Raw genomic sequence first — 18860 nt, 5'->3', positions numbered from 1 at the left:
TGCTGAAGAGGATGCTGGTTAAACAGGGAAAATCAGATTCGGGTGCCGGTGAGGCCCCTGGGCTGCAGGGTGATCGACCTGCACTGCGGTACGTCGGATAAAATCAACCAGCCCGGCAATATCTTCAATGGTCTTCATGAGTTTACTGGATGCGGTTACGGTATACGGAAGGACGGCGCGGGCGACGAGGTATTCACCGTCTTCCGACTGTGAACGTTGAACTGTCGCCGAGCAGTCGAACACCAGACCCAGGTTTGCCTTCAGCGCTGTATAGAGCTGGTACGTCCGTTCTTCCCGGCTTTCTGAAAGCCGTATGATTTCGGCTTCGAGCATCATCTGCGTGCCGCCGCTGTCTGTGAGGGCTACACAGATGTCATCGACCATTACCCGCACTGAATGCGTCGGTGCGGGTGCATCCAGCCGCAAACCAGTTTGCGACTGGAATTGTGCAATAGTCTGCTGAAAGACATCCGGTTGTCGGCGCATGGCCTAAAACCTCGTTACAGCTCTCATCTGATCGGCCTGACATTGCAGCAACTTGCCATGCGCATCTATAGCTTGCCGGCAAATGTCGTTGAGCTTTTCACCAAGGTCCTTCTTGACGTCGCCTTGCTGCTGGTCGAACTGTGAGTGCGCGGCAAACAGCCTACCGTCGGCCTCATCGGACCTGCTGGCTCCCTGCCCAATGGTTTCAATGCCGTGTGCAATACCGTTGCCGCCGGCATTACCCCATTGGCTCAGTCTATCCATTCGCTCCACTGTGCTCGCGAGGTTCGCAGTGCGTTCGCTGGTATCCTTGGTAATACGTTCCGCCATGGATTCAGCTTTCGCGATCTGGTCCTTCATCAACCGCAGAGTGCCCGGATCTTCCATCTTCCCGATCTGTTTCTGCAGGACTTCCGCGGCTTCCTTTTCAAGGTTGGCTGCCACGTTACCTTCTGTCGCAAGAGCATTCTTCATAGAGGTAAGCATGGCTGACCTGAATGAAACTCCGAGAGTTGCGATTGTCACCGCCACCGTCACCACCAGGCCGATAGCGGCGTAGAGCCGTGTGCTGGAAGCCGCTTCGTGAAGCTTCTCGGCCTCGCTAAGCATTGCGCTGCGTGCGGCTTGACGAGCCGCCAGCCTGTCGTTCAGGGCGCCCTGCCGCATGGCGTCGGCATTTTTGATCAGGATCGATCCTATATAACGAATGATCTCGCTGAAGTCCGTTATATAGTCATCGACCCTGGTGTCGGCGCTCTTCAGCTTTGTGAGAGCCTGCTCTATCTGATCCAGAGCCTGCGACATCGGCTCAATGGTCTTTCGCGTCACCATAGGATCCGCCACCGGCATTCCCGCAGCCTCGGGCAGCTGGGCGGTTGCGTTCGCTGCCCTGGGTGTACCGCGGGTGGGCTGCTGCTCGCCATTAACTGCGCGATCATTCGCGAGGTCAGGCACGCAAGTACCGGGAATATTCTGGATTACTGATTGTGTCATGTCTCAACTCCAATGTTCAGCTGGCAAACCGCACACGTGCGAAAGCGTCGTTTGCGTCTGAAATTGCCCTCGTAAGGGAAGTCAGCATCTCGTTTGCACGGTCGTTGACCTTGATCAGGTTGTCAGTAACCTGCAGCTGCATGTCGTTCAGCTGTTGGAGGTTCGCTTCGCAACTCTTCGATGTGCCAGTCAGGTCAACCGCGTCTGCGCTTTCCCTATTGGCAACAAAATTGATCACTCCACCGCCAAAATTGATCATTCCAGCGCCCATGTTTATCATTTGGGCTATCTCTAGGGCTGGGGCTATGATTGCAGCGGGTAGAGTGAGGGCAAAGCCGACTCCTATGTCGCACAAGCCTGCTATCGTCTTTGAGGCGCCACATGCTTCTGCAACCCGGCCGCCGATGCCCTTGTCACTGACGACTTTCATTGCAACGTCTACTACACTTAGTGCCGTCATTGTGAAAAGCACGGCACCCCAGGGAGCCCCAACGCCGGACGCTATTAGTGATAGACTAACTATAAGCATGATGCCGGTCCCCAATGCGGACAGGATCTTACCCACCACCCCAAGAGCTTTGGCCTCATCGAACTTTTGCTGAGCGAGCTTAAGCGTTTCCTGCTGCTTCTTGAGAATCGAAAGGCTGTTGTTCGCAAGCAGTTCGCATTTGTTGCGCGTGTTCAAGTTGGCTGCGTTGCGGCAGGACTCGACGACTTCAGCAAGCGAAAGCCCCACCATCGCCGCATCGGCGCGCAGGTTCGCCATGGAGAGCAGGCTGTCGAGCTCGGGTGATCGCGGCACATTCTCGAGCGCTGGCGGCAACGGAAGTGCTTCCGCGGTCGTCCCCGCGCTTCTCTGGGCGGAAGCAATCGGCTGCACATTTTCCGGCCTGATAGTGCCGTCGGCCGCGAGAGTATCAACTTTATCTATCTTAAAGGACATGACTTCACTCCTGGTTTATGCTTGAATTTCTTCTTCGATAATAAGCGGATCTGTCTTGCAGCCTCGTTCTTCAGCTGACTGCCGCCGTGCCCGTTTGCGGCGAGGACTTCGGCCGCAGCGAATGCCGGCCGCGCTTCTTCAAGCTCACCGGCTTCCACAAGGCATTCACCCAGCCTCAGATACCCGTTCGGGTTCGTTGCATCGAGCACGAGGAACTGCATGAAAAACTGCGCAGCGCCTTCAAGCTTTCCTCCTGCCTTCATGGCTATGCCGGCGCCGTAATAAGCACGTGCTTCGAGCGGATCGAGCAGCGAAAGCGTGATGAATATCGACTCAGCCTGCTCAACCTCGTTGCTGAGCATGAGCCTGCACCCGAGCTGGAAAAGCGCTTCCTTATGCTGTTCTCCAAGCCCCAGGATGTCCGCTAGCGTCAGGCCTTCAGCCATGAGATCGATGAGTTCGCGAGCTTCTGGATGCAGGGTGCGCGCTTCCTCGATGCTGCGCTGGACGGTTTCGGCGAGCTTCTCGGCATCGATTTGCTGCGCAAAAATTCCATCCAGTATAGACATTATTGACTCCGCTAAATAGAAAAATACTGTTTACATTATCTGCGTATCGAGCGCTGTGATATAAATTACAGAAAAAATAATATGACAATCACCATGTATTAACTGAATAAGAATCCAGTTTAATGCTTATGAAATATTCTTTGCCACGCTCTGCAGGAGGGAGTACGAGTTGCTGATCGTTTTCGAGATCGCTTCGAAGAGGCTGGTGCTCATCTGCTGCATGGAAGTGATTTCATTCGTTTTTAGTTGGGTGTTCCGGCCCAGGGTAGTTACCCCTTCCGACAGCTGGGTGCCGAACGTGTTCCATTGGGCACTCGTATGGGCTGTCATTGATAGATGACCCTGGGACCGGCTAAGCATGTCCATGAGGGCGCGTGCGACACCCCCGGCTTCTTCAAGCGGGTGTTGCTGCGCGCCCGCCCCGTAGAGCGTGGAGAACATCGAGACAATCATCTTCTGTCTGTCGGTAAGGTCGGCGTAATTTTTGCCATAGAGGGAATACTTCTGGTCTTCATCATTTCCGTTGAATAGTCTCAGCGTCTCGTTCACCGCGTCCTGCATTGCGGCATAGGTCTTGGAGAGCTCGTTCTGCTGTTTGGATTCTTCGGCTTCGCGTACAGATTTTGTATCGTTGATCTGTTTGGTCAGCATCAGAAACTGCATAAGCAGTTCGGGAACGTCCAACTTGCCTGAGTGCTTCAGAAGTTTGGAGCGCTGCTCTTCAAGCTGGGCGATTTGTCGGTCGCAATCCGCAAAGACCCTGTACCCCTGACTGATGGCGGCGCCACCATCGAGGCTGATGACGTCTGAGTAACTCTTACTCTTGGTGTCGTAGGACTCCGGCTTTACATTCGCAAACAGCGCGGCGCGTTTGAAGCTCGCCTTGATATCTTCAATGCGCTTGCTGATGATCGATGGCCTCAGGATTTCCTGAGCATTGACGCTATCGCGCTCATGCCGCAGCTGGTCGAGAAAGGCCTGCAGATCTGCATCGGGCATTTTCCCCTGCGCTGCACGCATGTCTGCGATGACACTGTCGATGTACTCGTTGAGGGGCAGGTCATCGAACCTGACATCTGCCGCGCGCTCGAATCCGAAAGCGCCTTTTGCCTCCTCGAAAGCCTTCGTGCCGGCCACGCGCACCTGATCCTCGCGCGAAAGCGTGTAATAGGCATTCGCATCCATTTCTTCGACAATGTAGATCTTGCCCGGATTGGTCGCGGAGGTGACGATGGTACGCTCCGTGTGTCCCATCGGCGGGATGAGAAGCACACCATCCTTGCCGTACTTCTCGGCGTACATGATCTGATATTCGGACGACCAGTCGTCGAATTCCTTCAGGAATGCGATCAACTTGTCTTGAGTGTCTAGCGTGTTGGGATCGACATCGAATCCCGGCGGCGGGTTAATGCCGCCTGTCGCCAAATTGCTCTTGAGGATCGACTCCTGACTACCGACGATTGCCACCGACGATTGCGCTGGGCTGGGTTGTACAGGCTTGGGGAAAAACTTTGCTTCTACCATAGTATCAACCGCAAATTGTTATGTTAAAAACAAACAGGTATTTGGAACTAGAGCCGGATATTGACTCGATGATTGGAAACTCCGGTGCCCGCTCGTCTTGACCCGCGTTCAGAACGCGTATCCCTCTCTATCTCGTCAAGCCGCTGACAAAGCCGGGTGAAGACACTGAGGATCTCTTCTGTTCTACTGCAGAGTTTTAACTCGGCCGCGATGCTGCTGGCCACTGCATCATCACGAACGATGCTGGATTCTAGAACAGCCGTCAGTTCCTTCTCGAAGCTCTGGAAATCGAACATTTAAAAATCCAACAATGCGCATGGTAGCGCTAATAACAAATTTCATAAGTGTTAAATAGATAACAATGCCATACTCCTTGCTAAAAAATATGACTTATTTGTGAATAGTGCAATATGATGATCTCTTACGGTAATGCATGGTAACTGTTATTGCGTATTTTTTGCGGAATTATTGTAATTTGTTCCCGTGCGGCCTATTATGGTGTCATTGTAAGAACCTGACGTCTATCACTGTGCGGAATTTTAAAAGGCAATTTCAATGGCCACTGTACTAACTGCAGGTGAGGTCAAGCTTCTCACCGAGATGGGGTTCATTGCTCTATGGTCGGGGCATTCTCGCGAGGCTGAGGTGATTTTCCTTGGTGTCAAAGCTGCTCGGCCTCACGGTGAGGCAGGAACGATTGGTCTCGCCATGCTGCGCTTGGCCGACAACCGGATAGATGAGGCAATCGCGCTTCTTCGTGCACAGCGCCGCAGCGTTGCATCCCGTGTTTACCTTGGTTTGGCGCTGGCCCGGCAAGGCAATATCAGGCTTGCGCGCAAGACATTGCAGAGTGTTGTGGAGCGGGCGCCGGATACATCTTTCGCGGCGCTGGCCGCGGCGGAGCTGCAGGAGCTCGCTTCCTAAGCAGTTCCAGGAAAAGTGGGAGCCGGTTTTCCGTCCGGAACTGCGGGAGAAAAGCCAGTTCCAGGAAAAGTGGGAACCGGTTTTCCGTCCGGAACTGCGGGAGAAAAGCCAGTTCCAGGAAAAGTGGGAACCGGTTTTCCGTCCGGAACTGCGGGAGAAAAGCCAGTTCCAGGAAAAGTGGGAGCCGGTTTTCCGTCCGGAACTGCGGGAGAAAAGCCAGTTCCAGGAAAAGTGGGAGCCGGTTTTCCGTCCGGAACTGCGGGAGAAAAGCCAGTTCCAGGAAAAGTGGGAACCGGTCTTCCGTCCGGAACTGCGAAAATTCGAAAACCTGGATTCGGGTCACGTGGGGCCGAGTGAGGATCAATCATGGGTGTTTTGCCGCTGATAACGCCGTCTATGGGTGCTAGCCGTGTGAGCCTTGCGCCTCCCGTTGCGCAGGCTGCGCCGGTGTCGCCAAATCTTGGCTCCAAGTTTGCCTTGCTCGTTCAAAGCAAGATGGACGTTCCCGATACGTCTGCATCGCAGGCTGCGGGACGGGGCATCCAGCCGATAGATGGGGCGGGTGGCGACGACGCGCTTTTACGGGGGCTCGAACGTCTTCGCAGTACCTTTGACGTGCAAGAAGCGCGTGTCAATGAGCTCATGTCGGGCGCGTCTACCGATCCCGACGGGCTGATTACCATGCAGTTCGTTATGATGAACTACTCGATTCTGATTGACGTGACGTCAAAACTCGCCGGCAAGGCTGCACAGGGGCTCGATACCCTGATGAAGGGATCGTGAGGCTAAGGTGCTGCTCGTCCCTTCTATAGCCTTTCATCGCACCATCGGCTTCGGTCGGGCCGCGCTTGGAGCGCTGCTTCTGGCAGTGTGCCTGGTGCTGGCGGGATGCAAGGTTGATCTCCACGCGAACCTGGATGAGAGCGATGCGAACCAGATACTCGCGGCATTGATCGAAAACGGCATCGGCGCCACGAAATCGTCGGGCGATGGCGGCTACTCGGTGCGGGTCGCCGAGAGCGATATCGCGGCGGCGGTGGCGATTTTGTCGGCGAAAGGGTTGCCGCGTGAGAAATTCGAGACCTTGGGAAGTGCATTCCAGAAGTCCGGGTTGATTGCATCGCCCTTTGAGGAGCGCGTTCGCTTTGTCTACGCGCTGGGCGAGGAAGTTGCCGCAACGATACGGGAGATCGATGGCGTCATCAGCGCCCGGGTTCATGTGGTACTCCCCGAAGAGGTTCAGTTTGGAAAGCCAGCCAGCCCTTCGTCCGCTGCAGTGTTTATCAAGCACGATCCGCTGGTAGATCTCGCCTATCTCATTCCGCAGATCCGCCGTCTGGTGAGTAGCAGCATCAACGGCCTCGACTATTCGGCCGTGACGGTGCTGCTCGCAGAGGCTGGAAGCCCGCAACGGGAAGCCTACAAGATCGAGCAGGCCACGGTCTCCGTCCTGCCCGGTCTGGCAATCCGCGAGACAGACGTGCTCTACTTCTGGCGTTTGGCTTACATCGCCGGTGTGGCAATCGCTCTCCTGATCCTGACCGTCCTTGGCATCCTGGCCTACATTGTCTTCTACCGCGAACGCGGGTGGTTCAGCGCCGACAACCGGGACGAAACCGCAAACGCGGCGGAATCGCGCTGATGCTGCCGCCAGTTCAGATCCAACACGGGGCAGGGGCGGATCGGCCGTTCCACACCTTGGTCAAGCTTGCTGCGGCGCTGACGCAGTCGCCCATAGACGAGAAAGCTTCGATAGATTGCTCACCATTGACGCGAGGCCAGTTCGAGGCCTTGCTTAGCACGGAGCCGTTTGGAGAGCCGCTCGAACGCTTTGTCCGAACTCAGGCCCTCGACCAGGCAAAGGGGCTCACACGCAAGCAGATCCGGCAGCTTGAGGTTTCCCCGGCAGGTCGTCTGACCCAGTTTCTGCTGTTTGGGTCCATGGACTTCCTGGAGCAGGCCGCCCTCCTTGTCTGCGGAGCCGCCATGCACAGCAGGGTCCTCGCCGTGGTGCAGAAGGATAAACGGGAGTTTCTCCGCGACGCCCTGGGCCGTGAAGCCTATCAGGTGGCCACGCTTGAAGCGCCGATGCTTTATGCGGGGCTTGGCGCCTTCGGTACCGATTTTCTTCTGAGCGAAGCGCTGGTCGCAGAGCTGGACGAGGCAAGGGAGAGCTTTGCCGCCCTCGGCTTCAGCCTCCTCGCCTCCGCCGTGGCCTTGCATTTCAGGCCGCTGGCGAAGCTCGCTCTGGCGCGTTGGCCATGGGAAAGCGCGGAAGGGCATCGGCTGAAAAAGATCCAGCAGAAGGACGTGCAGCTCATTCTGCTGCTCCTGCAACGGAGGATGCCTGAATGGTGACCTATCGTTTGCGGGAACTCGGCTTTTCCCTTGCCGCAGGAAGTCACATCCTGTCGCCCGACGCTGCGGAGGAGCTGCACGAGGCAGCCTCGCTTCTGGAAGTAGCAGAACAGCAGGCTGCGCGCATCATGGAGGAGGCGGAGGTCGCCTTCGATATCCAGAAGGCGCGGGGTCATGCCGAAGGCCGTCGCGAGGCTGAAGAGCAGGCGGCGGCGCGTCTGATCGACGAGACGCACCTTCTTGCCGGAAGATTACAGGCGCTCGAAACGGAGGTCGTAAACATTGTCATCGACTGTGTACGCCAGATACTGCACGAGTATGACGACAGGGACCTGGCACAATCGTTGGTGCACAACGCCCTCCAGCGCATGCGCAGCGAAAAGACCGTCCAGTTGCGTGTACCGCCCTCGCGGGTGAAGGACATTCGTGCCAGCACGGATCAGCTGCTGCGGGAATTTGCCGAAATCGAGCTGATCGATGTGGTCGCAGACGATCGGTTGGAACTACATCGCCTCGTCGTCGAATCCCCCACCGGGAGGATCGATCTGGATCTAGAGCAGGGTGTCGAACGGCTGCGGTCGATCTTTCAGAATGCAGCTTCAGGCATACGGGATGCAGCCAATGCCTGAACCATCGGACCACACGCATCCTGGCCTCTCTGCGCTTGCTTCCAGTCGGCGCGAGATGATCGCCCAAGCGTTTACGAACATCGTAAACATGAGGGCTAGCGAAGCTTTCAACCGCGCCCAGCCTTTTCCAATGACCGGGCGGGTCCACAAGGCGCTGGGCACGATCATCCATGCCTCCATCCCTGACGTCAGCATCGGCGAAATCGTTGAGTTGCATAGCGGGGGATCGTCCCCACCGCTCCTCGCCGAATGCATCGGCTTCCTCCACCGGCACGCACTGTTGTCTCCCATCGGTGAAACGCTGGGCGTGAGCCATCTGACGGAAGTACGCCGCACATCGTCACGCCAGCAGGTGCCAGTCTGCGAGGGGCTGATCGGGCGTGTGCTGGACGGTCTCGGCCAGCCGATCGACGGCAAGGGACCCATCGTGCCTGAAGCCCACTATGACCTTTATGCCGACCCGCCCCCGGCGCTTTCCCGGCAGATCATCAACGCGCCCCTCTCGTTGGGTGTCCGTGCGCTGGACGGGTTGCTCACCTGCGGCGAAGGCCAGCGCATGGGCATTTTTGCCGCCGCTGGTGTCGGCAAATCCGTGCTGCTTTCCATGCTGGCGCGCGCGGCTGATGCGGACGTGATCGTACTTGCCCTGATTGGCGAACGCGGCCGCGAAGTGCGCGAGTTCATCGAACTGGGGTTGGGGGAGGGCAGGGAACGCTGCGTGACGGTGGTGGCAACCTCCGATCAGAGCGCGATGGAGCGTCTGAAGGCAGCATTCACGGCCACTGCCGTTGCTGAATATTTCCGCGACAAGGGACGCAAGGTGCTGCTCTTGATGGATTCTGTCACCCGGTTTGCCCGCGCCGTCCGCGAGATCGGCCTTGCTGCCGGTGAACCCCCGACACGACGGGGCTACCCGCCATCGGTCTTCACCGTGCTGCCCAGGCTGATGGAGCGCACCGGCATGGGTTCGGTTGGCTCGATCACCGCCCTCTATACGGTTCTGATGGAAGGCGAAGACCTGACCGACCCGATCGCCGAAGAGGTCCGCTCCATACTTGATGGCCACATCGTCCTGTCGCAGAAACTGGCTGTCGCAAGCCACTATCCCGCAATCGACATCCTCGCTTCCAAGAGCCGCGTCATGCCGCTGGTTACTTCCGCGGAGCATCAGCAATGGGCAGCCCGGGTGGTCTCCTGGCTCGCAACATATGCGGAAAGCGAGCTCCTGCTGAGGGTGGGGGAATATCAGCGCGGGAATGACCCGGCACTGGATGAAGCTATCGACAGACGACCGGAGATAGTCGCTTTTCTTCGACAGGACTGGACCGTGTTGGAGAGTTTCGACACGACGCTCGGCAGGTTGAGGGGTCTCGTTGAATGACAGCATTCCTGACGAAACTCCTCCACCTCAAGGAGAACAGGCAGGCCAGCGCTGCCCGCGCTCTGCAGAGAAAGCGGGTTGAGCTCCAGCAGGCCGAGCAGACCCTCACCAAGGCTGAAAACGCGCTTCAAGCGGCAGTTTCAGGGTACGAAAGGCAAGTCGACACCCTGTACGAGCCATTGATCGGACAGGCGATCGACATGCGCCAGATCGAGGATGTTGAAAGCAAGATCGCCGATCTCGACAGGCACCGCCAGGAGCTCAGCGACGCCGTTGATGATTCCGCTGACCATGTGGCGGACGTCAAGGAGGCCGAGCAGGGGCTGCTGAAGATCTATGCGGAAAAGTCCCGCGCCTTTGAGCGGCTCGATGCGCTGGTCGATGAACTCAAGTTCGCCGCCCGAACTGAGGCGGAACGCCATGCCGAGCTTGAGCTGGAGGAAGGCGTCCACAACCGGAAAGGGTTCGCACGATGACCAGGATCGGAAATTCTCCCCCGCCCCAGGTTTCCGCTGAACGCTCTGATGTCGCTGCAAAAAAGCGGTTGCAAGACGGTGCGGAGCCAAAAAAGGCACAAAAGAAGGGAGTGGCTCAAACCAACCGCGAGGCGGCTCACAAACCGGATAAGGCTGATCTCTTTCAGCAGAAGGTGTTGCTCGCTCAGAAGAAGGGAGCGGAGCCCAAGAACCCGCCGGAGGATGGCAAGACGCTGCTTGTTGTCCTGCATCCTGTCGAACACAAGGCTGAGCCAGCCGCACAACCCGCTCCCATGGGGCATACCGCAGTGGGCGTCAGCGGAACGCACCGCGTCGAGTGGCTTGAGAATCTCGTAACGCGCATCGACCAGGCATTGCTCACGGTTCCGAAGACGCCCGACGGCAAGTTCACGCTTGCGCTGCAGCTGGCCCCAAATGGCATGGAAGGCCTGAGCGGTGTGGAGATTTCCATGTCGCCCACTACGCTCGATGTTGTGCTGTCGCGCACCCAGGGGCAGGCGACGGGTGAATATCTGGCGGCCACGCAGGCGCTCGCGGAGCGTCTCCAGGACCGGTTCCCAAAACGTGTCATCCGCATCCATGAAGTCGTCAGCGGTTCCGGTGCTGCACGCAAACAGGAGACAGCCGCGATCTCAGAGATCGACCATAGCCGGAAAGGGAGCCAATGAACTCCATCTGGATGCCGCCGCTGGTGAGCATCGCTGGCGGTGATGTCGAGACTTGGAACAGGCTCCTTTCATTCTCGGGGGAACCCATTGCACTCGAGAATTCAGACGCGAAGCTCACCTTTGCGCCAACTGCGCCGCCTCATTCCAAGGCACTCGTCGCTGAAGTCGAACTGCGCGGCGCCTCGGCGCCCAGGCTGGTCAACTTTGTTGCGTTTCCCTTCGAGGAGGTCTGTGAAGCGGAGCTTGATGCAGCCGATCTTGCCATGCTGCCCACGGCTCTTTGTGAGGCGATCCACGAGGGCATGCTCTCGCTCGTCGCGGAGCTGCTTTCCATGGATGAGCCCCAGCAATGGCATCTGGCGCGGACGAGCCGTTTGCACGAGATAGTGTCCAAGCCAATTGATCTCCAATGGTTCGAAGCGCTCATCTCGCAGGAGAACGTAGAACTTCGGTTCAACATCGGTGCCGGCATTCGCGACTGGCTAAGGCTGGCGGAGGGTGTACCCAGCGGGACAAATCCTGTTCGCCGGCTCTTGTCGCAGGGGATATCGGCGCCTGCTGATTTCACTATAGGTACAATCACCGTCACCCATCGAGAGCTGGTGACGCTGGTGGCCGGTTCCATCGTGGTCATGGCCAGGCGAGCTCCGGAGACGTGCCTGGTGCGTGTCGGGGAAACACTCAATACCTTCGTTTACACCGATGATGGCTGGTGCTGCACCGGTTTGGAGTTTGTTCCCGGATCTGAATTGGGGGGAGCTAGACGTCCGAGCGAAAGTGACGATGACATGGCCGACAAAACCATGGGCGCCCAGCGTGAGCCGCTTCCGCAAGGTCTGCGGATTGTGCTGGTGTTCGAGATTGGCCGCCGAAGCATACCTCTGAGCGAGCTTTCCACCTGGCGTGAAGGTGCGCTCGTCGAGCTGGATCCGCCCGCGCTGGAAGCTGGCATGGAAGTGACGATCCGCGCCAATGGCGATGCCATCGGAACCGGGGATCTGGTCATGATCGATGATCGTCTTGCGGTGCGCATCACCCGTCTCGTCCTTTGATGTACGCGAAGTAGGCAATGTTTGGAATGATTGATCCGCTTCAGCTCATCTTCATCATGTTTGCTGCGGCTCTGATGCCGTTCCTGGCCGTGGTGGCGACGAGCTTCATCAAGCTCTCGGTTGTGTTCTTCCTCGTCCGCCACGCCATCGGTGTGCAGAACATCCCGCCGAACATGGCGTTGAACGCGCTGGCGATCATCCTGTCGGGCTACATCATGGCCCCTGTGATCCTGCAGACGCATGACATTCTGGTCCAGGGAAACCATACGCTCGACTCCGCGGAAGGGCTGCGCGCGGCCTATGAGGCCGGCAAGCAGCCATTGCTGGATTTCCTGACGAGGCATGCTGCCGATCGGGAGAAGCTCTTCTTCTTGCAGGCCGCAAAGGAGCTTTGGCCGGAGAACATGTCTTCCACGCTCGACACGGATAGTATCGTGATCGTACTGCCGTCGTTTACGGTTACGCAGCTTCGCGAAGCCTTCGAAATCGGCTTCCTTCTCTATCTGCCGTTTATCGTCATCGACCTGGTGGTTTCCAACGTGCTGCTCGCCATGGGCATGATGATGGTGAGCCCGCTCACCATCTCTTTGCCCTTCAAGCTCTTTCTGTTCGTCATGATCGACGGATGGTCACGCCTGATCCTTGGGCTGGTGACCGGCTATGCCTGACGAGGAGACTCCATGTTACCTGACATAGCCGCGCAGCAGCTGAAGGAAGCCATGGGGCTGGTGATGTATCTCTCCATGCCGCCGATAATTGCGGCTTCGGTGGTAGGGATCCTGATAAGCCTGCTTCAGGCTCTGACGCAGCTGCAGGAGCAGACGGTCGCCTTCGCCGTGAAGCTCGTCGCGGTGAGTATCACGCTCGCCATCATGGCTGGGATGTTGGGCTCCGAGATCGTCAATTTCGCAATGAAACTGTTCAATGAATTTCCACGAATGATATGAACGATTTCGTGGAAACCGGCAGGCTTTTTCTTGGCCTCTACGAACGCGAGTTTACAGCGCTTATCCTGACCTTGCCGCGGGTTTACCTGTTTGTCTACGTTTCACAGATCATGGGCCTGCAGGCCGTACCCCGCCTGGTGCGCAATGCAATGGTACTGGTGCTGACAGCCTTCGCCGCGCCCATTAATCTGGCGCATATTGATGGCTTCGATGGTTCGGTCCTGACCTACGCCTCGCACTTCTTCAAAGAAGCGGTCATTGGCCTGTTGATGGGCTATGTCTTTGGGTGGATCTTTTGGGCCGTTCAGTCGGCGGGTGCGCTGATTGACAACCAGCGGGGCGCGGCGATCGCAAGCTCGATCGATCCCTTGCACGCCCAGGAGACGACGCCACTCGGCTTGCTGTTCTCGCAGGCTTTTCTCACCTACACATTCCTCTCCGGCGCCATACTCAATCTTCTGTTCGTGCTCTTCCAGTCCTTTGTTCTCTGGCCGGCGGGTCAGCTGATACCAAGGCCCACGGAGCACCTTCCTGCTGTGCTGCTCAGCATGGCCGATAGAGGCACAGAGACAATCGTCATCTATGCTCTACCGGTAGTAGCACTCATGTTCCTCACCGAATTCGCTCTCGCTCTGGTCAGTCGCTTCACCCCACAGGTGCAGGTCTTTATCCTCTCAATGCCGATAAAGAGCGCTCTGGCGATGTTCATCCTCATCGTCTATTTCTCGCGCCTTCTGGACGCAGCCAACTTCGACCTCATGTTGGTTAGAAATGGGTTGGAAGAGCTGATCAGTGCACTGCGTGGCATACCCGACGGCAATCCATGAGCACGGGTTCCAGCCAGAAGACGGAGCAGCCAACTCCTAAACGCTTGGAGGATGCCCGAAAGAAGGGACAGGTTGCCCGTAGCCAGGAGCTTGTGACGACCCTGTCGCTGTTCACTGTGGTGGCCTATCTCTGGCTCGGCTGGGACTTGATCAATCAGAGACTTCAGGGTCTGTTCGACAGCATTGCGGTCCACGCAAGGGAATATCCCAATCACCGCACCGCCGTTGCGCTTTACGAAGCTGGCTTGAGCTTTGCCCTGATACTCGCGCCGATCTTGGGCATCGTTGTCGTTGTGGGAACATTCGCCAGTTTTGTTCAGGTCGGTGGGTTGATCAGTGTGGACGCGGTCATACCCAAGGGTGACCGCATCAATCCGGGTTCAGGCCTTCGGCGCATCTTCTCGCGACGTCACGCTGTGGAATTGCTGAAGACCATTCTGAAGATCGCAGTGCTTGTGGCCATCCTTTTTGGCGTTATTCGAGACGCCATCGGGCCTTATGTGAACTCGCTGTACTGCAACCTGGGTTGCCAGAGTGGCTTGACCTCGTTGGTGCTCAGCCGACTGATCGCCTACGCAGCCGTTGCCTTTTTCTTCATAGCTGTGGCGGACGTCGCCTTTCAGCGACGGGCTCACATCCGCAGCCTGATGATGACGCGGGAGGAGGTGAAGCGCGAGTTCAAGGAAATGGAGGGCGATCCGCTTCTGAAAAGCAAGCGGCGGCAGCTCGCCCAGGAACTGGCGATGGAGGACAGGGTTCGGGCAGCCGGCAGGGCTACCGCAATCATCGTCAACCCGACGCATCTGGCAGTCGCGATTTTCTACTCTGCGGAAAAGGTGCCGGTGCCCGTCGTCACCGCGAAGGGCCGCAACCAGGAGGCTTACCAGATGATCGGCGCGGCCGAGAAGGCGGGCGTTCCGGTGTTCCGCAACATCATGCTCGCGCGCAAGCTGTTTGCGGATGTCGAAATATCCCAGCCGGTTCCCGAAGAGCTGTTTGACGCTATTGCCGAGGTGCTAGCCTGGATCGCCAACAACAAGGAGGTGCTCTATTCCGGCCGACTTCCGCACGGCGTCATCGACATGGAAGACTTGCGGCGGAAAAAGGAAAGCGATAGCAGCTAACGCTGGTTCTTGTGCAAGAAACTCAAGCGCCGAGCCGCGCTCCGGGGGACTGGATGTCTTTCATTCCTGATTTCGCAACCATCGTACAGTTTGCGATTGCCACGTTTATCATCACCATCACCCCAGGGCCGGACATGACCCTGTTTGTCGGGCGCGCCCTGTCGCAGGGCAAGCGCGCGGGCTTTGCCTGCATGTCGGGCGCACTCTCCGGCATTCTGGTGCACACCACGCTCGTGTCGCTCGGCCTGTCTGCCCTGCTCGTGGCCTCACCGGCAGCATTCTTCGCACTGAAGATCGGCGGCGCCGGCTATCTGGTCTGGCTGGCGTTTCAGGCAATTCGGCATGGCTCGGCCTTCAATCCGGATGCGAGGAAGGCAGAACAGGCGCCGTTCTTCAAGAACTGGGCGACCGGGCTTGGCGTCAACCTGCTCAACCCGAAGATCATCCTGTTCTTCATGACCTTCCTGCCGCAGTTCGTCTCGCCGAGCGATCCGCATGCGGGTCAGAAACTCTTCTTCCTTGGCATCATGTTCATCGTGCTTGCCCTGCCTCTGAGCATCCCCATGGTATTGGCGGCCGATAAGTTCGCAGGCCTTCTGCGCAGGAGCCCTCGTATCACCCGCATTGTCGACTACGCGTTCGCCGGGATCTTCTCGGCTTTCGCCATCAAGATTCTGACGGCACAGGCAAGATGACCATAATCGTGGGGGCGCCCGAGCGGCGCAGGGAGATCAAGCTTCAGGATGGCCGCACGCTGGCGTGGTCCGAATGGGGCCCGGAGGAGGGCTCGCCGGTCCTGTTCTGCACCGGAGCGGGCATGAGCGGCACGCTCGGCTTCGGGCATGAGCACCTTGAGGAACTCGGCGTCACGCTGCTGGCCGTGGATCGTCCGGGTCTTGGCAGTTCGTCACACGACCCTCACAAGACGTTTGAGAGCTGGGCATCGGATATCGATGCGCTCATCTCCGCTCATTCTCTCGTTGATCCGGTGGCCTTGGGCTTTTCGCAGGGCGGTCCCTTCGCTCTGGCGCTTGCAACAAAGCATCTCGTGAAGGCAGTAGCGCTGGTCTCAGCGCAGGACGACCTTGGCCATCCAGCCATCAAGTCATTGCTGCCGGAGCAGGTGGCGGGCATGATCGACTCCGCTCGTGCCGATCCAGCTGGCTTTGAGGCCTGGATGGCGGGCATGGCGACCGACGAGTTTCTCTGGACGCTGATCCGCGACATGAGCGCGCCGGTCGACCGCGCCATCTACGAAGCCCCGGGCTTCGCCGAACGTTATCGCGGCTGCCTGCGCGAAGGCTTCTCGCAAGGAGCGCAAGGTTACGCGCGCGATCTGGTGATCGCGCTGAACGAATGGCCATTCAGGTTTGAGGAGATCTCGGTTCCGGTCGATCTCTGGTACGGAGCTCTCGACACGAGCCCGGTCCATTCGCCGGATTTCGGAAAGACCTTGGCGAGCCGGCTGCCACGCGCCTCACTGATCGTTGCGGAGGACGAAGGGAGCTCCATTCTGTGGACGCGGTCCCGCGAAATCCTGCAGAAGTTGTTGGCCCAGAAATAGAAAAGCCGGGGATCCCCCGGCTTTTTATCGAAGATCTTTACTCGCCGTGTCCGGCGATCATCATCGCCTCAAGCTGCAGCCGATCGTTCTTGCGCATACGCTCGGACTGCGACTTCAGCTGGCCGCAGGCGGCGAGAATATCGCGGCCGCGCGGCGTACGGATCGGCGAGGCGTAGCCCGCACGATTGACGTAATCGGCAAACTTCTCGATCTGCTCCCAGTCGGAACATTCGTACTGGCTGCCCGGCCACGGGTTGAACGGGATCAGGTTGATCTTGGCCGGAATGCCGTTCAGCAGCCGCACCAGTTCACGGGCATCGTCCAGTGAATCGTTCACGTCCTTCAGCATCACATACTCGAAGGTGATGCGGCGGGCGTTGGAGAGGCCCGGATACTTGCGGCAGGCCTCGAGCAGCTCGGCCAGCGGATACTTCTTGTTGATCGGCACCAGCTCGTTGCGCAGCTCGTCGCGAACGGCATGGAGCGAAATGGCCAGCATGACGCCGATCTCTTCGCCGGTCCGGTAAATTTCCGGCACGACGCCAGAGGTCGAAAGCGTGATGCGGCGCTTGGAGAGCGACAGCCCGTCACCGTCGGAGGCGACGATCAGCGCCTTCTTGACGTTCTCGAAATTGTAGAGCGGCTCGCCCATGCCCATCATCACGATATTCGTGACCTTGCGGCCTTCGGCGGGCACGATTGCGCCGTCCGGCGTATCGGCATCCGGGAAGTCGCCGAGGCGATCGCGTGCGACCAGCAGCTGGTCGAGGATCTCCCCGGGGGTGAGATTGCGAACCATGCGCTGTGTTCCGGTGTGGCAGAACGAACAGGTCAGCGTGCAGCCCACCTGGCTGGAAATGCACAGCGTGCCGCGACCCTCTTCGGGGATGTAGACAGTCTCGACCTCCACCGGTCGGCCTGCACCGCGCGGCGGGAAGCGCAGCAGCCACTTGCGCGTGCCATCCGTGGAAATCTGCTCTTCAACGATTTCCGGTCGGGCGATCGTGAAGTGCTCGGCCAAGGTCGCGCGCAACTCCTTCGAGATGTTGAACATCTGCGAGAAGTCGGAAACGCCGCGCACATAGAGCCAATGCCAGAGCTGGCGCACCCGCATACGGACCTGCCGCTCGGCAACGCCGACGGCAATGAGTGCTTCGGCCATCTCCTCGCGCGTCAGCCCGATCAGCGGCTTCAACTCGACAGTGGTCAGGCTTGGCCGCGGACGGCTTTCTGGGTTCAGCGTATCAATCGTCAGGGTCATCAGGGCACAACAACGTTCAGGCGTTAATCACGCCACATATAACATTCTGGAGACGAACGATATCTATTCCGTCTCGCTCAGATGCGGCAAAAAGCAAAATCGCACACTGCCTCACGAGTAAGAGGGCAGGTGGTAAGCTAAGGTCGCGAGGCTCTTAACATATAGGAACCCTCTCGTCACCTGCCATGGGTGCCTAGAAATCTACTCCATTTGGGCTGCCGGAGATCTCCTGGTCGATTATCGAGAATCATTGCTATTACATGTAAGTAGGAGTAATATCCGCGCCGGTCAGAAGGGTGGAGTACGGTAACGGAGGGATAGCCGTACTGCGCGAGTTGGGCAGAATTGACCGCTCCTTAGTTCCAGTATCAGGCGAGTTCGCCAATTTCCGATGCCGCAAGCAGCGCACCTTTTGTCGCGGTTGGGATTGCTGGCGCCTGATGGACCGAGCCGGATCTGGTGCTCCTCTTTCTGAGAGTAAGTCACATCAGCTATTCACGAGGGAGGACCCCAATGCCCAATATTGCAAATCTCTACTTCCGGACCGCGATTGTATTCCTGTTGGTTGGCATATCGATGGGACTGCACATGGCCATGTCCGGTAACCACAATGTCATAGGCCCGCATGCTCACGCCAATCTGCTTGGCTGGGTGACGATGGCGATCTTCGGTGGTTATCTTGCGTTGAACCCGGCAAAGGCTGAAACGCGCTTCGCCTATTACCAGTACCTGGTCTATGCGATCGGCGTGGCGGTCCAGATCATCTCGCTCTACTTCCTGTATCTTGGCTACCCAGCCATGGAGCCAATCGTCGGCGTAAGTTCGCTGGTGGTTCTCGTTGGCGTTCTGATGTTTGCCGTGATCATCTTCGGCAAGCAGCCGGTTGCAGGTGGCTTTTCGTCGAAGGCCCGGGCCTGATCGGCAGTTCCAGGAAAGGCGGGAACCGGTCTTCCGTCCTGAACTGTGAGCCAACAGGGACTTAGATCGCTTCGGCTTCCAACGCGAAGCTGAACAATCCCGTTTGACTGCAGAAATGAAAAGGGTGGGCCCGTAATTGCGGGTCCACCCTTAATGCATCACGTCATGAAAAATGCTTTGCCAGCTGCATCCGCG

Annotated in this window: 23 protein-coding genes; 16 read left to right on the top strand and 7 right to left on the bottom strand. The window is 58.0% G+C overall.

Going from position 1 to position 18860, the window contains the following annotated elements:
• Nucleotides 1–18: 18 nt before the first annotated feature.
• The 6 genes from IEX27_RS09310 to IEX27_RS09285 all read right to left on the bottom strand — a co-directional run bounded on the left by IEX27_RS09310 (nucleotide 19) and on the right by IEX27_RS09285 (nucleotide 4811).
• Nucleotides 19–486: a hypothetical protein gene (locus IEX27_RS09310; protein ID WP_188720755.1), complete on the bottom strand. Its 468-nt coding sequence runs from the start codon at nucleotides 484–486 to the stop codon at nucleotides 19–21.
• 3 nt (nucleotides 487–489) lie between these two features.
• Nucleotides 490–1479 (bottom strand): hypothetical protein, encoded by a 990-nt coding sequence (locus IEX27_RS09305; protein ID WP_188720754.1) that lies wholly within the window; start codon nucleotides 1477–1479, stop codon nucleotides 490–492.
• 16 nt (nucleotides 1480–1495) lie between these two features.
• Entirely contained in the window at nucleotides 1496–2422 is a 927-nt protein-coding gene (locus IEX27_RS09300; protein WP_188720753.1) for a hypothetical protein, read from the bottom strand.
• Nucleotides 2407–2991 carry a tetratricopeptide repeat protein gene (locus tag IEX27_RS09295; protein ID WP_188720752.1) on the bottom strand — a complete coding sequence of 195 codons (585 nt, stop codon included), beginning with the start codon at nucleotides 2989–2991 and terminating at the stop codon, nucleotides 2407–2409. Before IEX27_RS09295 ends, IEX27_RS09300 begins: the two co-directional genes overlap by 16 nt.
• A gap of 126 nt (nucleotides 2992–3117) precedes the next feature.
• Nucleotides 3118–4515: a hypothetical protein gene (locus IEX27_RS09290; RefSeq protein ID WP_188720751.1), complete on the bottom strand. Its 1398-nt coding sequence runs from the start codon at nucleotides 4513–4515 to the stop codon at nucleotides 3118–3120.
• Between the two features lie 47 nt (nucleotides 4516–4562).
• A complete protein-coding gene (locus IEX27_RS09285) occupies nucleotides 4563–4811 on the bottom strand; it encodes a hypothetical protein (RefSeq protein WP_188720750.1) in 249 nt (82 codons plus the stop codon).
• A 259-nt stretch (nucleotides 4812–5070) separates the two neighbouring features.
• On the opposite strand from IEX27_RS09285, the gene IEX27_RS09280 reads away from it, so the two are divergent.
• From IEX27_RS09280 to IEX27_RS09210, 15 genes are all read left to right on the top strand, one after another.
• Complete coding sequence (locus IEX27_RS09280; protein WP_188720749.1) at nucleotides 5071–5439, top strand: tetratricopeptide repeat protein; 369 nt, start codon at nucleotides 5071–5073, stop codon at nucleotides 5437–5439.
• A gap of 366 nt (nucleotides 5440–5805) precedes the next feature.
• A complete protein-coding gene (gene sctI / locus IEX27_RS09275) occupies nucleotides 5806–6222 on the top strand; it encodes a type III secretion system inner rod subunit SctI (protein ID WP_188720748.1) in 417 nt (138 codons plus the stop codon).
• A 7-nt stretch (nucleotides 6223–6229) separates the two neighbouring features.
• The gene (sctJ, locus tag IEX27_RS09270; protein ID WP_188720747.1) at nucleotides 6230–7081 is read left to right on the top strand and encodes a type III secretion system inner membrane ring lipoprotein SctJ; all 852 of its coding nucleotides are present in this window, start codon (nucleotides 6230–6232) and stop codon (nucleotides 7079–7081) included.
• Nucleotides 7081–7797 carry a hypothetical protein gene (locus IEX27_RS09265; protein WP_188720746.1) on the top strand — a complete coding sequence of 239 codons (717 nt, stop codon included), beginning with the start codon at nucleotides 7081–7083 and terminating at the stop codon, nucleotides 7795–7797. Before sctJ ends, IEX27_RS09265 begins: the two co-directional genes overlap by 1 nt.
• Nucleotides 7791–8426, top strand: a complete 636-nt coding sequence (sctL, locus tag IEX27_RS09260) for a type III secretion system stator protein SctL (protein WP_188720745.1) — start codon at nucleotides 7791–7793, stop codon at nucleotides 8424–8426. The genes IEX27_RS09265 and sctL overlap by 7 nt, the downstream gene beginning before the upstream one ends.
• Complete coding sequence (locus IEX27_RS09255; RefSeq protein ID WP_280516480.1) at nucleotides 8419–9807, top strand: FliI/YscN family ATPase; 1389 nt, start codon at nucleotides 8419–8421, stop codon at nucleotides 9805–9807. The genes sctL and IEX27_RS09255 overlap by 8 nt, the downstream gene beginning before the upstream one ends.
• Entirely contained in the window at nucleotides 9804–10283 is a 480-nt protein-coding gene (gene sctO / locus IEX27_RS09250; protein WP_188720744.1) for a type III secretion system stalk subunit SctO, read from the top strand. Before IEX27_RS09255 ends, sctO begins: the two co-directional genes overlap by 4 nt.
• Before the next feature lie 110 nt (nucleotides 10284–10393).
• Nucleotides 10394–10972: a hypothetical protein gene (locus tag IEX27_RS09245; protein WP_188720743.1), complete on the top strand. Its 579-nt coding sequence runs from the start codon at nucleotides 10394–10396 to the stop codon at nucleotides 10970–10972.
• Nucleotides 10969–12024: a FliM/FliN family flagellar motor switch protein gene (locus tag IEX27_RS09240; protein ID WP_188720742.1), complete on the top strand. Its 1056-nt coding sequence runs from the start codon at nucleotides 10969–10971 to the stop codon at nucleotides 12022–12024. Before IEX27_RS09245 ends, IEX27_RS09240 begins: the two co-directional genes overlap by 4 nt.
• Nucleotides 12025–12050: 26 nt before the next feature.
• The gene (sctR, locus tag IEX27_RS09235) at nucleotides 12051–12692 is read left to right on the top strand and encodes a type III secretion system export apparatus subunit SctR (protein WP_280516479.1); all 642 of its coding nucleotides are present in this window, start codon (nucleotides 12051–12053) and stop codon (nucleotides 12690–12692) included.
• A 12-nt stretch (nucleotides 12693–12704) separates the two neighbouring features.
• Nucleotides 12705–12971, top strand: coding sequence for a type III secretion system export apparatus subunit SctS (gene sctS, locus IEX27_RS09230; RefSeq protein WP_188720740.1), 267 nt, complete (start codon nucleotides 12705–12707; stop codon nucleotides 12969–12971).
• The gene (gene sctT / locus IEX27_RS09225; RefSeq protein ID WP_188720739.1) at nucleotides 12968–13798 is read left to right on the top strand and encodes a type III secretion system export apparatus subunit SctT; all 831 of its coding nucleotides are present in this window, start codon (nucleotides 12968–12970) and stop codon (nucleotides 13796–13798) included. Before sctS ends, sctT begins: the two co-directional genes overlap by 4 nt.
• Nucleotides 13795–14922: a type III secretion system export apparatus subunit SctU gene (gene sctU / locus IEX27_RS09220; protein WP_188720738.1), complete on the top strand. Its 1128-nt coding sequence runs from the start codon at nucleotides 13795–13797 to the stop codon at nucleotides 14920–14922. The genes sctT and sctU overlap by 4 nt, the downstream gene beginning before the upstream one ends.
• A gap of 53 nt (nucleotides 14923–14975) precedes the next feature.
• On the top strand, nucleotides 14976–15617 hold the full coding sequence (locus IEX27_RS09215) for a LysE family translocator (RefSeq protein WP_188720737.1): 642 nt from the start codon (nucleotides 14976–14978) through the stop codon (nucleotides 15615–15617).
• On the top strand, nucleotides 15614–16486 hold the full coding sequence (locus IEX27_RS09210) for an alpha/beta fold hydrolase (protein WP_188720736.1): 873 nt from the start codon (nucleotides 15614–15616) through the stop codon (nucleotides 16484–16486). The genes IEX27_RS09215 and IEX27_RS09210 overlap by 4 nt, the downstream gene beginning before the upstream one ends.
• A gap of 37 nt (nucleotides 16487–16523) precedes the next feature.
• On the opposite strand, the gene rlmN is transcribed toward IEX27_RS09210, so the two are convergent.
• Nucleotides 16524–17747 (bottom strand): dual-specificity RNA methyltransferase RlmN, encoded by a 1224-nt coding sequence (rlmN, locus tag IEX27_RS09205; protein ID WP_188720735.1) that lies wholly within the window; start codon nucleotides 17745–17747, stop codon nucleotides 16524–16526.
• Nucleotides 17748–18260: 513 nt separating this feature from the next.
• Between rlmN and IEX27_RS09200 the strand changes: the two genes are divergently transcribed.
• Nucleotides 18261–18665 (top strand): hypothetical protein, encoded by a 405-nt coding sequence (locus IEX27_RS09200; protein ID WP_188720734.1) that lies wholly within the window; start codon nucleotides 18261–18263, stop codon nucleotides 18663–18665.
• Nucleotides 18666–18860: the final 195 nt, after the last annotated feature.

It is taken from the genome of Nitratireductor aestuarii, from assembly GCF_014641695.1.
Taxonomy (GTDB): domain Bacteria; phylum Pseudomonadota; class Alphaproteobacteria; order Rhizobiales; family Rhizobiaceae; genus Chelativorans; species Chelativorans aestuarii.
Note: the sequence above shows the minus strand (reverse complement) of the source record. Positions and strands in the feature narration are given on the sequence as shown.